This is a genomic window from Streptomyces sp. yr375, from assembly GCF_900110755.1.
Lineage (GTDB): Bacteria > Actinomycetota > Actinomycetes > Streptomycetales > Streptomycetaceae > Streptomyces.
Genome location: NZ_FOFF01000003.1, coordinates 153,816 through 166,456 on the forward strand (window position 1 = coordinate 153,816; position 12,641 = coordinate 166,456).

At 70.9% G+C, this 12,641-nt stretch carries 9 protein-coding genes; 6 read left to right on the forward strand and 3 right to left on the reverse strand.

Features of this window, described 5'->3' with window-relative positions:
- Positions 1–24: 24 nt before the first annotated feature.
- Both BMZ82_RS05120 and BMZ82_RS05125 read left to right on the forward strand, forming a co-directional pair.
- Positions 25–453 carry an OsmC family protein gene (locus tag BMZ82_RS05120; protein WP_093772126.1) on the forward strand — a complete coding sequence of 143 codons (429 nt, stop codon included), beginning with the start codon at positions 25–27 and terminating at the stop codon, positions 451–453.
- Positions 454–528: 75 nt separating this feature from the next.
- Entirely contained in the window at positions 529–1,290 is a 762-nt protein-coding gene (locus BMZ82_RS05125) for a glycerophosphodiester phosphodiesterase family protein (RefSeq protein ID WP_093772128.1), read from the forward strand.
- A 15-nt stretch (positions 1,291–1,305) separates the two neighbouring features.
- Here the strand turns inward: BMZ82_RS05125 and BMZ82_RS05130 are convergent, their stop codons facing one another.
- Positions 1,306–2,169 (reverse strand): helix-turn-helix domain-containing protein, encoded by an 864-nt coding sequence (locus tag BMZ82_RS05130; RefSeq protein WP_093772130.1) that lies wholly within the window; start codon positions 2,167–2,169, stop codon positions 1,306–1,308.
- Positions 2,170–2,325: 156 nt separating this feature from the next.
- On the opposite strand from BMZ82_RS05130, the gene BMZ82_RS05135 reads away from it, so the two are divergent.
- The 4 genes from BMZ82_RS05135 (at position 2,326) to BMZ82_RS05150 (ending at position 6,611) form a co-directional block, all read left to right on the forward strand.
- Positions 2,326–3,396, forward strand: coding sequence for an ADP-ribosylglycohydrolase family protein (locus BMZ82_RS05135; RefSeq protein WP_093772132.1), 1,071 nt, complete (start codon positions 2,326–2,328; stop codon positions 3,394–3,396).
- A 111-nt stretch (positions 3,397–3,507) separates the two neighbouring features.
- Positions 3,508–3,813 (forward strand): 4a-hydroxytetrahydrobiopterin dehydratase, encoded by a 306-nt coding sequence (locus BMZ82_RS05140; RefSeq protein ID WP_093772134.1) that lies wholly within the window; start codon positions 3,508–3,510, stop codon positions 3,811–3,813.
- Positions 3,814–3,884: 71 nt separating this feature from the next.
- Positions 3,885–4,643, forward strand: a complete 759-nt coding sequence (locus BMZ82_RS05145; RefSeq protein ID WP_093772136.1) for a class I SAM-dependent methyltransferase — start codon at positions 3,885–3,887, stop codon at positions 4,641–4,643.
- Between the two features lie 84 nt (positions 4,644–4,727).
- Positions 4,728–6,611 (forward strand): rhamnogalacturonan lyase, encoded by a 1,884-nt coding sequence (locus tag BMZ82_RS05150; protein WP_093772138.1) that lies wholly within the window; start codon positions 4,728–4,730, stop codon positions 6,609–6,611.
- Between the two features lie 45 nt (positions 6,612–6,656).
- Here the strand turns inward: BMZ82_RS05150 and BMZ82_RS05155 are convergent, their stop codons facing one another.
- Positions 6,657–9,341 carry a cellulose binding domain-containing protein gene (locus BMZ82_RS05155; protein WP_093772140.1) on the reverse strand — a complete coding sequence of 895 codons (2,685 nt, stop codon included), beginning with the start codon at positions 9,339–9,341 and terminating at the stop codon, positions 6,657–6,659.
- Positions 9,342–9,621: 280 nt separating this feature from the next.
- A complete protein-coding gene (locus BMZ82_RS05160) occupies positions 9,622–12,537 on the reverse strand; it encodes a glycoside hydrolase family 48 protein (RefSeq protein ID WP_093772142.1) in 2,916 nt (971 codons plus the stop codon).
- Positions 12,538–12,641: the final 104 nt, after the last annotated feature.

Sequence of the window (12,641 nt, forward strand, 5' to 3'; positions counted from 1 at the left end):
ATGCTCCACGCGAAAGGAAGAAACGTGGCCACCACGCGCTCCGCACACACCGTCTGGGAAGGCAGCCTGATCGAGGGCAACGGTGTCGTGTCCTTCGACTCCTCCGGCGCCATCGCCCAGCAGCCCGTGACCTGGGCCGCCCGTACCCAGGAGGCGAACGGAAAGACCAGCCCCGAGGAGCTGATCGCGGCAGCCCACTCCAGTTGCTTCTCCATGGCCTTCTCGCACGCCCTGGCCGGCGCGGGCACCCCGCCCACCAAGCTCATCACCTCGGCCGACGTCACCTTCCAGCCGGGTGAGGGCATCACCGGCATCCACCTGACGGTGGAGGGCTCCGTGCCCGGCCTCGACGAGGACGCCTTCCTCGCCGCCGCCGAACAGGCCAAGGTCAACTGCCCCGTCAGCCAGGCCCTCAAGGCCGTGCCGATCACCCTCTCGGCCAAGCTCGCCTGAACCGACCGGAACACGGGGTGCGGGAGCCGGCGCGAACGCCCCCGCACCCCGCCCGCCGTCCCGGAGCCGAGCACCATGCCACCCCCACCCCCACCCCGTCCGGCTGTCTCCGCGCATCGCGGCGGCACCGAGCGCTTCGCCGCCGCGACCCGGGAGGCGTACGAGGACGCGCTCGTCTCCGGTGCCGAGTACGTCGAGTTCGACGTCCGGCGGACCGTCGACGGCGTGTTCGTCGTCCACCATGACGCCCGGGTCGGCCCCGACGGACCGCCGCTCGCCCGGCTCACGTACCCCGAACTGTGCGGACGCGCCGGGTACGCCGTCCCCGTCGTCGAGGACGTCATGACGCTGACCGCCGGAAGACTCGTCGGCCACCTGGACCTGAAGGAGACCGGCTACGAGCGGGAGATCGTCGACCGGGCGGTCGCCCTGCTCGGCCGGGACGGATTCGTCGCCACCTCCCTGGAGGACGTCTCCGTCGCCGCGATCACCCGCGCCTTCCCCGGCGTGCGCACGGCCCTGTCGCTGGGCCGCGACCGCAGCGAAATGGGGGCGGCACGGCTCGCGGGCACCCGGGCGAGCGAACTGTTCCCGATGCGGCGGCTGCGTGCCTGCGGGGCCCACGGGGTCGCCGTGCACCAGCGGCTCGCCCGCGCCACCGTGCTGCGCCGGGCCGCCGCGCACGGGCTGTTCACCATGGTCTGGACGGTCAACGACGACGCCGGCCTGCGGACGTTCCTCGCCGACAGCCGGGTCGACGTCCTGGTCACGGACCGGCCGAGGCGCGCGGTGGAACTGCGCGGCGACCCGCGTCGCACCCTGGGACTCCGTCAGTGATCCGTCAGTGATCCGTCAGTAACTCGCGCGGACGTCCCGCAGGATCTCCCTGGTGCGGCGCGCGCACGCGGCGTGCGTCGTCATGTGGTCGAGGACCTCCAGATGCGCGGAGACCTCCTCGCGGTCGTCGAGGTACAGCGCGCCGGTCAGATACTCGGTGACGACCATGTCGGGCAGTTCGGGCTCGGCGAACCGGAACAGCGAGAACGGCGCGGACATCCCCGGATGCGGGCCGGTCGCGAACTCGGCGACCTGCAAGGTGATCCGGTCACGCTCGGCCAACTCCACGAGTTTGTCGAGCTGTTGGGCCATCACCGCCGGGTCCGCACTCACCGGGCGGCGCAGCACCGTCTCGTCCATGACCACCCACAGATGGGGCGGATCGGTGTCGGCCAGCAGCCGTTGGCGCGCCATGCGCAGCGACACGTGCCGCTCGGTCGACTGCGGGGTCGTGCGCCCGACCGTCCCGGCCTCCAGCACGGCGCGCGCGTAGTCCTCGGTCTGCAGCAGCCCGGGCACGAAGTGCGGCTCGTACGAGCGGATCAGCCGGGCCGAACCCTCCAGGCTCACATACAGGCTGAACCACTCGGGCAGCACGTCGTGGTACCGCTGCCACCAACCGGGCCGGTTCGCCTCCTCGGTGAGCAGGACAAACGCCTCGGCCTCGCCCTCCGGGACGCCGTACGTCTCCAACAGCACCTGCACGTACGGGACTTTCAACGCGACGTCGGCCGTCTCCATGCGCCGCACGGTCGCGGGAGCCACGCGCAACACGCGGGCAGCCTCGTCCCGGCCGAGGCCGGCCGCCTCGCGCAACTCCTGCAGCCGCCTGCCCAGAACCACCTGCCCCACGGTGGGCGCGGGCCGTCGCTCACTCACGCCACGTCTCCCCTACGGGTCACCACACGCGGGCCAGTGTGCCACGTCCCGGCCCGATCCCCCTGACGCCGGGAGGAAGGGGGGCGGGGGCGAAGGAGGAGAGGACGCGACAATGGTCATACGTACAACGGTGGTTCGCAGTTGAGGAGCGAGTGGATGAACGACTGGCGGAAGTCTTCCCTGGAGTCGGCGGCGGTGCACCGCGCCCGGGTGCGCGGCTGTCTCCTCGGCGGGGCGCTCGGTGACGCGCTCGGCTACGCGGTCGAGTTCTCCTCCCTCGACCGCATCCGCGCGGACCACGGCCCCAGGGGCCTGACCGGGTTGGTACCGGACGGCGAAGGCGTGGTCGGCCGGGTCAGCGACGACACCCAGATGACCCTGTTCACCGTCGAGGGCCTCCGTACGGCGGCCAGGCGGGCCCGGCTCAAGGGGATCGGCGGCGCGGAGACCGCCCTCGTGCGCCAGGCCTACGGGCGCTGGCTGGAGACCCAGCAGCGGCCCGGTCCCGCCGAGGGCGTGCGGAGCGGCCTCCTCGCCGAACCCTGGCTGTACGCCCGCCGCGCCCCCGGCAACGCCTGCCTGTCCGGGCTCGCCCAGGAGTACGTTCCCGACCCGTGGGCCCAGCTCAGCGGCGCGCCGGGCCCGGTCAACCCCGGTTCCAAGGGCTGCGGCACGGTCATGCGCTCCGCGCCCTTCGGCCTCGCCCACCCCTCCGCCCCGCACGCCTTCACGATGGCCGCCCACTGCGCCCAGACGACCCACGGCCACCCCACCGGCTACTACGCGGCCGGAGCGCTCGCCGCGGTCGTGGCGTACCTGCTGAGCGGCGAGTCCGTCGAGGCCGCGACCCTGCGCACGCTGCGCCTGCTCGCCCGCCACCCCGGCCACGAGGAGACCTCGGCCGCCCTGAACCAGGCCCTCGACCTGGCCGCCGACGGCGAACCGGGCCCCGAGAAGGTGGAGCGGCTCGGCGCGGGCTGGGTCGCCGAGGAGGCCCTCGCCATCGGGGTGTACGCGGCGCTGGCGACGCGCGGGGTGGCGGACGCCCTGCTCCTGTCCGTGAACCATTCCGGCGACAGCGACTCCACGGGCTCGATCTGCGGCAACATCCTGGGCGCCCGGCACGGTGACGTGGCGTTGCCGCAGGAGTGGCTGGAGCGGGTGGAGGGCCGGGCCGTGATCGCCGCCCTGGCGGACGACCTGGCCGCCGAAGTCGTCCACGGCTGACCAGGGAGAACCCTTCTGACCAGGGCTGTCGTGCCCGTCCTGTGGCACGCTGGACAGACACGCGATACCCGCGGGAGCACCCCGGAAGCACCTCAGGAAGGGAGTGCGACCATGGCCGTCGAAGCGCTGTCGCAGAAGGAGATCGAGGAGCGCCTGTCGGAGCTGCCCGGCTGGTCCCTGGACGCCGGCCGCCTCACCCGCACCTACCGCCTCGGCTCCCACTTCGCCGCGACCTCCCTGGTCGTCCACATCGCGCAGATCCAGGAGGAGCTGAACCACCACTCCGACCTCACCCTCGGCTACAACACGGTCTCCCTCGCCGTGAACACCCACAGCGCGGGCGGCGCGGTCACCGACCTCGACACCGACCTCGCCCGCCGGGTGGAGGCCGTCGCCCCGGCCCACGGAGCGCACTGACCCGCCGTACCACGGGTAGAAGCAGGGGGAGCGGTACGGACACGGCGGCGACAGGGCGGGGAGCGCGGGGCGTGCTGGACTACGACAAGGAAGCCGAACGCTACGACATCCTGCGCGGCGGCGAACCCAGGGCGGACGCCGCCGCGCAGGGCGTCCTCGGCCTCGTACCGGCCCAGGCGCGCAGCCTGCTGGACGTGGCCTGCGGCACGGGCATCGTCACCCGACGCCTCGCGGCCGGGCGGGCGGGGCTGCGGGTGACGGGCGTGGACCGGGAGCCCGCCATGATCCGGCGCGCCGCCGCCCGGCTGCCGGGGGCGATCCTCTTCGCCGACGGCAGTCAACTACCCTTCCATGGCGAGGAGTTCGACGCCGTCACGACCGTATGGCTGCTGCACCTCGTGGCGGACCCCGGGGCCGCGCGGCGGATCGTCGCCGAGTGCGCCCGGGTGCTGCGGCCCGGCGGGGTGTACGTCACCACGGTCGACAAGGGCGCCTCCCACAACGTGGGCAGCGACATCGACGCCGTCATGATCTCCCGCCCGCACCGGCCGGCCTCCGACACCGCCGCGCTCGTGGAGTCGTACGCCGTCGGATGCGGCCTGGTCCCGGCCGGGCAGGCCCGGTTCCCCGGCCGGGGGCTGGGCCGCAGCCCGCGCCGGGCCATCGCCGACCTGCGGCGCGGCTGGTTCATGACCCTGCCGCCCGGACACCCCGACGCCGACGGCTTCGCCACCCGTCTCGCGGCCCTGCCCGACCAGGACCGCCCGCGCCCGGAACCCACGTTCACCCTGCGGGCGTTCCGGAAACCGGCTCCCGATGAGGCATCCTAACTGGCCGAAAGACAGGGCAACTTGGCCGAACCCCGTGGCGACTGACGGTACGGAACCCGTCCGTCCTCTCTGGAGGTTCGTCCCGTGCAGCACCCGCGCAAGCACCGCAGACGCCGAGCCGTCCTCTCGGCGGTGACAGCGGCGGCGGCCCTCGTCGCCGCCGGGCTGACCACCCTCACCACCGGCACGCCCCCCATGGCTCCCGTGGCCGCCACGGCCCGCCAGGTGGAGGCCCTCGACCGGGGTGTCGTCAGTGTGCACACCGACAGCGGCAACCTGGTCAGTTGGCGCTGGCTCGGCACCGACCCCGACAGCGTCTCCTTCAACGTCTACCGGGCCGGTACGAAGGTCAACCCGACCCCGGTCACCGGCTCCACGAACTACTTCCACGCCGGCGCTCCCGCGCAGGCCGACTACACGGTCCGGGCGGTCGTCGGCGGTGTCGAACAGGCCGACTCCGGCCACGCGATCCAGTTCCGCACCGGCTACAAGGACGTCCCCGTCACCCCGCCGGCCGGCGGCACGACCCCCGACGGCGTCGCCTACACCTACGAGGCCAACGACGCCTCCGTCGGCGATCTGGACGGCGACGGCGACCTGGACATCGTCCTGAAGTGGCAGCCGACGAACGCCAAGGACAACTCCCAGTCCGGCTACACCGGCAACACGTTCGTCGACGGCGTCACCCTCGACGGCACCCGCCTGTGGCGCGTCGACCTGGGCCGCAACATCCGCTCCGGCGCGCACTACACGCAGTTCCAGGTGTACGACTACGACGGCGACGGCAGGGCCGAGCTCGCCATGAGGACGGCCGACGCCACGGTGGACGGCACGGGCACGGTGATCGGCAACTCGTCGGCGGACTACCGGAATTCGAGCGGCTACGTGCTGTCGGGCCCTGAGTTCCTGACCATGTTCGACGGCCGGACCGGCCGGGCGATGCAGTCCGTCGACTACGTCCCGGCCCGCGGCACGGTCTCGTCCTGGGGCGACTCCTACGGCAACCGCGTCGACCGATTCCTCGCCGGCACCGCCTACCTGGACGGCAGCCGCCCCTCCCTGATCATGGCGCGCGGCTACTACACGCGGACCGTGCTCGCCGCCTGGGACTGGCGCGGCGGCGCTTTCACCCGCCGCTGGACGTTCGACAGCAGCTCCTCCACCAACACCGGCAAGGGCTACGACGGCCAGGGCTCGCACAGCCTCTCCGTCGGGGACGTCGACGGCGACGGCAAGGACGAGATCGTCTACGGCGCGATGGCCGTCGACGACAACGGAAGCGGCCTGTGGACGACGAAGACCGGCCACGGCGACGCCCAGCACCTCGGCGACCTCGACCCCTCCCACCCGGGCCTGGAGTACTTCAAGGTCTCCGAGTCGAGCGGCCAGCCGGCCGAGCTGTACATCAACCCGTCGAACGGCACGGTGAACTGGCAGCTCGCCGCCTGCTGCGACAACGGCCGCGGGGTCGCCGGCGACATCTGGGCGGGCAATGCCGGAGCCGAGGTCTGGTCCGCCTCCGACTCCGCCATCCGTGACGAGGCGGGCGCGACGAAGGGCCGCGAACCGTCCTCCGTCAACTTCCTGTCCTGGTGGGACGGCGACACCACCCGCGAACTCCTCGACGGCACCCACATCGACAAGTACGGCACGTCCTCGGACACCCGCCTGCTGACCGGCTCGGGCGTCCACTCCAACAACAGCACCAAGGCGACCCCGTCCCTGTCCGGCGACCTCCTCGGCGACTGGCGCGAGGAGGTCGTCTGGCCGACCAGCGACAACACGGCGCTGCGCATCTACTCGACGCCGTACGAGACGACGACGAGGATCACGACCCTCCTCCACGACCCGATGTACCGCACGGCGCTGGCCTGGCAGAACACCGCCTACAACCAGCCCCCGCACCCCAGCTTCTACATCGGCGCCGGGATGCCGACCGCGCCACGACCGGTGGTGTACACGCCCTGAGCGGGCGAAGGGTGCGCGTCCCGCCGGGGCGCGCACCCACGCGCGTCAGCTCACTGTGCAGCTCTGCTCACCCAGTTGGAACGCCGCCGGTCTCGCGTTCGATCCCGACCAGCCGCCGGTGAAACCGAAGCTCACGGACGAACCGGCCGCCACGTTGGCGTTCCAGCCCACGTTCTTCGCCGTCACCGTCGAACCCGACTGCGTGTAGTCGGCGTTCCACAGTTGTGAGACGGTCTGGCCGTTCGGGAAAGCCCAGTTGAGACTCCAGCCGGACCAGGCACTCGTCCCCGTGTTGGCGAGCCTGACGTCCGCCTGGAAGCCCCCCGCCCACTGGCTGGTGACGGTGTACGTCACCGCGCAGGCACCGGTCGGCGTCGGCGTCGGGGTGGGCGTGGGGTCCGTACCTCCGTCGTCGCCCCCGGATCCGCCGCCGCTCGTGTCGGACGTGTCGCCGTAGACGACACCCCGGCCGTTCGTCGACACGTACACCCGCCCGTACACGCGCGGGTCGCCCGTGATCGCGCCGCCCGTCCAACCCCACTGGTGGGCATCGTCGTTGACGCGCGTCCAGGTCGCGCCCTTGTCCGTCGAGCGGAAGACGCCGCGGACACCGGCGATCTTCGCGCTGGTGTACAGGGTCTGGTACGACGCTCCCGTCGCCGCCTTGCCGAAGCCGATCGTGTCGGCCTGCTCGACGGTCGACAGCTTGGCGAAGCTCGCGCCGGAGTCGGTGGAGTGCCACAGCCCGTACGCCCCGTCACTCGCCCCGCCCGCCAGCCAGACGTCGCCCTTCACACCGGGCAGCGCCTTGAAGCGCACGCTGTCCCCGGCGGGCAGGCCAATTGCCGCCGACCCGGTGAAGGTGGCGCCGCCGTCCGAACTGACGTAGAACTTCCCCGACTTGAAGCCGTAGAACGTCTTCGGGTCGACCCGGTCCGACTCGACGATCGCGCCGGCCGGGATCCCGCTCGACGCCGACCACGACGTACCGAAACCGGTCGCGTACTGCACGCCCGTGCCCGCCGGGCTCCACACGAAGCGGCTGCCGTCCGCCGCCGCGGCGACCGTGCCGCCCCCGCTGACCCCCGAAGGGTCGCTCCCCGCGAACCAGTTGGCGCCGTTGTCCGTGGAGAACGCGACATGCGGGCCGGAGTCCAGGTCGCCGACGCGGACCACCGTGTTCGGGTTCGTCTCCGCGTAGTCCAGGCTGGTCGTGGACGTGAAGTTCGGCGAGGTGAACATCATCGACGGCACCTTCGTCAGGTCCGTGTGGCGGAAGCCGCCGACGTCGCCCAGCGCGCTGAGCAGCGGCGCGCCGGTCGGGGGAGCGGCGAGATCGTTGACCGCCGTCTCCTCCAGCCCCTGCACCATCGGCTTGATCGTGAACTGCCCTCCGCTGTCCCAGTTCGCCAGGTTCTCCGTGCCGTAGAGCGTCGCGCCCGTCCCGTACATCATCCGACTGGAGTTGAACGGGTCGATCTCCAACGCCTCGGTCATCCAGCCGAGTTTGGGCGCCTGTTCCGGCGGCGACGGATTGGCGCCCCAGGTCAGCCACGGCGTGGCGGAGACGTCCATCGTGTACCGGTTGGCGCGGTCGGGATACGAGGTGTAGTCCCACGCCTTCGTCCAGGTGCCGCCGCTGTCCGTCGAGCGGAAGATCTGCGTGTCCGGCCACCAGGAGCTGTAGGCGGTGGCCATGACCGTGCCGGGCTTCTGCCGGTCGACCGTCAGCCCGCTGAAGCCGTAGTACGTGTCGGCCTCCGCCACCGGACTGATGTCCGTCCAGGTCCCGGTCGCCGTCGCGTACCGCCACAGCCGGCCCTTGCCGCCGTCGTACGGACCGCCCTTGTCGCTGTACGCGACATACAGATAGCCGTTGACGGTGTCCAGTACACCCTTGTGCGCCAGATAGCCCGTCGGCTGCCCGGCCAGCCGCGTCCAGGTCGCGCCCGCGTCCGTCGAGCGGTACACCGCGTTGTCCTTGTCCGCGACCCCGACGTAGAGCGTCCTCGTCGCGCTGCCGGACGTCCCCGTCGACTCGTCGAACGTGACCCAGACGATGCCCTGGTTGTCGGAGGCGTAACCGCTCGTGTCGGTCGGATCCTGTTGGTAGGTGCCGACGTTGGGGAAGTTCGTCACCTGCGACCAGGTGACACCCGAGTCCGTGGACCGCCACAGCCCCTTCCCACTCGGCGCGCCCAGATACAGCACGCTGTTCCTGTTCGGGTCGACCGCGAGGCGCTCGCCCATGCCCCGGCCGGGCATGTTGCCGCCCAGCTTGAACGGCAGGTCCGCCTTCTGCCAGCTCCCGCCCCGGTCGGCGGACCGCAGCACGGCCCCGTTCCCCGGGTCCCAACTGTTGGTGTACGTGCCGACCGCCGCGTACACCTTGTCCGGGTCGACGGAGTCGGAGGCCAGGCTCACCACGCCCGTGTGCCCCCAGTCCGCCCAGCCGACCGAGTCCAGCAACGGCCTCCACGTCCTGCTCGACTCCTGCCAGCGGTACGCGCCGCCGATGTCGGTGCGCGCGTAGACGAGGTTCTTCTCCTTGCGGTTGAAGACGATGCCGGGCACGAAGCCGCCCCCGTCGATCCGGGCGTTCTTCCAGGTGTACGACTCTGCGGCCAGGGGCGCTCGCGGGCCGCCGTTCGCGGCCAGCACGGGCGGGCTGCCCGCGATCAGACCGGCGGCGAGCGCCAGTACGGCCGTGAGTATGCCGGTTCTTCGCACGGTGGGGGTCCTTCCTCGCGAAGCCATGGGGGAGGAAAACGGTGCGGGAGGAGATCGGTGGGGGGATGTGCGACTGCCGGGCGGCCCCCTGTGCGGGTGGGGGCCGCCCGGCCTGGGCCCCGCCGTCAGGTGACGGGACCACGCACGCGAAACTTCAGACGCTCCTGGGAGACACGGTGCCGGTCCCGCGCCCCCGGAAGGGGCGCGGGGAACTGCGCGACCAGCCACAGCCGGACCCGCAGCCGAACAACCGCCCAACCAGCGGAGCGCCTGGCGGGGGCTATTCCAGAAGCTCCGCGTACGAACCCATGGCCAGGGCTATGTCCGCCTGGGCCCAGAACCGGTGGTACGTGAACACGGGCGCGGCACCGCCCGCGAGATAGCTCTCGATCTTCGACCAGGCCGGGTCGTTCTTGTAGAAGGACCTGAGCGAGGCGAAGGTGGAGGAGGAGTTGACCGTGTCGCCGTTCGGCATCTTGCCGCTCCAGCCGCTCGGCACGTACACGCTGTCGTCGAAGCGGTTGTAGTCGGCGCGGGTCTCCGGGACCGCGATGCCCAGGGCGTCCTGGTCGTTGCTCCACATGCCGTCAAGGAGCGCCTTGGCGACCGTCTTCGCCTCCGTGTCACCGGACTTGGCGGCGTAGTACGTCAGGGTCTTGGCGTACGCGGCGGCCACGCCGACGTCGTTGGTGTAGTCGGCGACGGTGACGTGAAGTCCCGTGTTCGCACCGGGAGTCGACGCGTTCCAGGTGTCGGGCTGGCCCGACCACTGGAGGGTGGAGGGGATCAGGAAGGAGCCGTCCGGGTTGATCGTGGTCTTGGACAGCGCCCAGTCCACCCACTTGTCGAGAACCGCCTTGGCGCTGGCGTTCCCCGTCTGCTGGTAGTACTCGGCGACCCGCTCCATCGACCACGCCTGGAAGCCGAACCACTGGTTGGACGGCGGGTCGTGGTAGACGGGCTGCTGGTCGTAGTACATGCCGTAGAAGGTCGACGTGCCGGCCGGGGGAGTCGCGTAACGGCCCGCCCAACTGTTCGTCGCCCCACCCGCGATGGCACCCTCGCTGGACTGCAGCCAGCGGTAGAACTCCAGTTGCCGGGTCAGGGACTTGGCCCAATCCGCCTGCCCGGTCGCCGACTTGGGCTTCAGGTCCGCGTAACTGCTCAGCGCGTAGGCGGCCAGCGGGTTCTGGTAGCCGCCGTGCGCGTGACTGGAGCCGATGCGCCAGGCCCAGCCGGCGCTGGTGTCCGTGGCGCCGCCCCAGGCGTAGTACCAGGACAGCAGATAGTGCGAGGCGTCCTTGCCGGTGCCGGCCGCGCAGGCGGTCGGACCGACACAGTTGCCGATCTTCTTGAAGTACTTGTCGTACATCGCGTAGCGCAGGTAGTCGCCCATCTTCGCGGCCTTGCCGACGGCCGCGGAGACGTCACTGCCCTTGCCTTGCGCCTTGGCCCAGATGTCCGCCCAGTACGCGGCCTGCACCACCCGTGCGTCGGCGTCGGGGGCGTTGGTGTACTTCCACTGCTTGGCGTAGGAGGCGTCGCCGGTGAACAGGTCCAAGTACCCGTTCGTACCGCCGTACTTGAAGGCGTCGCAGGTCGGCTGCGGCACCGTCTCCCACACCGACTCCTGCGCACCGCGCTGGAAGGTGTTGATGTACGACGGCCCGGTGTCCGTCGGACCCGCCTCGCACTTGCCGGGCGAGTTGCCGTAGCCGTAGGTGTTGTCGACGTCCTGCAGCCAGTGCATTCCGTAGACGTCGTCCGTGCCGTACGCGCTCTTCAGTTCACCGGCGATGGGATCCGATCCCACGGACACCCCGGTGTCCAGCTTCGCCGGATACTCGTTCGGAGTGTCCAGCTCGGGCGCGTACGTCGCCGGTTTCGACGCGTTGTAGAACGAGTTCGTCGGCTGGTCGGCGTGGGTGGGGATCATGTACTTCTCCATGATGTCCCAGGCGCCGTTGAACTTGGTCCAGTCGCCGGTGATCTTCCCGTACATCGCCTGCAACCACAGCAGATAGCTGTAGGCCTCCGACGTGGTCTCGTGCCCCTGGTCCGGGGCCTCGACGATCAGCGTCTCCACCGAGTGGTACGGGATGCCCTCGGGGGAGAAGTAGCCGTTCGCCGGGTTGGTGATCTTGCCGTAGAGGTCGAGGAACCGGGCGTCGTACGCCTTGCTGCCCGCGATCTCGGTGGCCGTGACCGTGGCCTTCGCGAGCCCGGTCGCCGTCGACTCGAAGGTCGCGGCGCCCGTGCCGGCGGCGTTGGCGGTGAGGGTCACGTTCTGCGCGGTGCTCCAGTTCGACGGTGTGAAGGTGAGGCTCGCGCCGCCCGTCACCGTCAGACCCGTGTTGCCGGCGGTGCGGGCGGTCGTGACGGTCACACTCGCCGACGGCTGGGTCGACAGCTTCAGCGTGTAGGTGCCCGTCTTGCCCTGCTGCACGGCCAGTTGGTTCGTGGAAGCGACCACGGCGGGCCCCGAGGCGACCGTGATGCCGACCGGGACCGACGACGCCGACGCGCCCAGACTGTCGTAGGCCTTGGCGACCAGGGAGTGACTGCCCACCGCCAACCCGGACGCGGACAGGGTGTACGGCGCGCTCGTGTCCGTGCCCAGCAGGGTCGTGTCGTCGTAGAACTCGATCTTGGAGATCGTCGCGTTGTCGGCGGCCGCGGCGGTCGCCGCGAGCGGCACCGCGTCCCCCAGCGTGTAGACGGCGCCCGCGGTCGGGCTGGTCAGCACCGTGACCGGCGGTTGGTGCGCGCCGACGCAGGTCGTGCCGTTGACCGCGAAGCTCGTGGGAGCGGCGTTCGTGCCGCTGTAGGTGAACTGCGCCCCCGTGGTGACCGCCGCGCCGGCGGCGACCGTCGCGTTGTACGAGGCGTTGTTCACCGTGATCTGCTGACCGGACTGCGTCCAACTGCCGTTCCAGCCGTTGGACAGCTTCTGGTTGCCCGCGTAGGAGTACGTCAGACTCCAGCCGCTGATCGGGTCGGTGCCCCGGTTGGTGAGGGTGACATCCGCGGTGAAGCCGGAGCCCCAGTCATTGGTCTTGTAGTCCACGCTGCACTGAAGTGCCGCCGCTTGGGCGGGAGTTGGGAGCGTGCTCAGCATGGCGAAGGGAAGCGCGAGGGACGCCACGACGGCGGTCCACAGGCGCCGCGCCCTGCGGCGTCTGCGTGCGGGATCCATGATGCTGGTTCCTCCTTGCGGCTCGGAGAAGTGGGGGGAGGAGCAACAAGCCTTGAACCAGTGGGAGCGCTCCCATAGTGGGGATGGGGGTGAACGCGGTCAAG

What these genes read in the sequence shown, in the direction of transcription:
- BMZ82_RS05125 (WP_093772128.1), top strand. Translation starts at nt 529, where the DNA reads ATGCCACCCCCACCCCCACCCCGTCCGGCTGTCTCCGCGCATCGCGGC.
- BMZ82_RS05135 (WP_093772132.1), top strand. Translation starts at nt 2,326, where the DNA reads ATGAACGACTGGCGGAAGTCTTCCCTGGAGTCGGCGGCGGTGCACCGC.
- BMZ82_RS05140 (WP_093772134.1), top strand. Translation starts at nt 3,508, where the DNA reads ATGGCCGTCGAAGCGCTGTCGCAGAAGGAGATCGAGGAGCGCCTGTCG.
- BMZ82_RS05160 (WP_093772142.1), bottom strand. Translation starts at nt 12,537, where the DNA reads ATGGATCCCGCACGCAGACGCCGCAGGGCGCGGCGCCTGTGGACCGCC.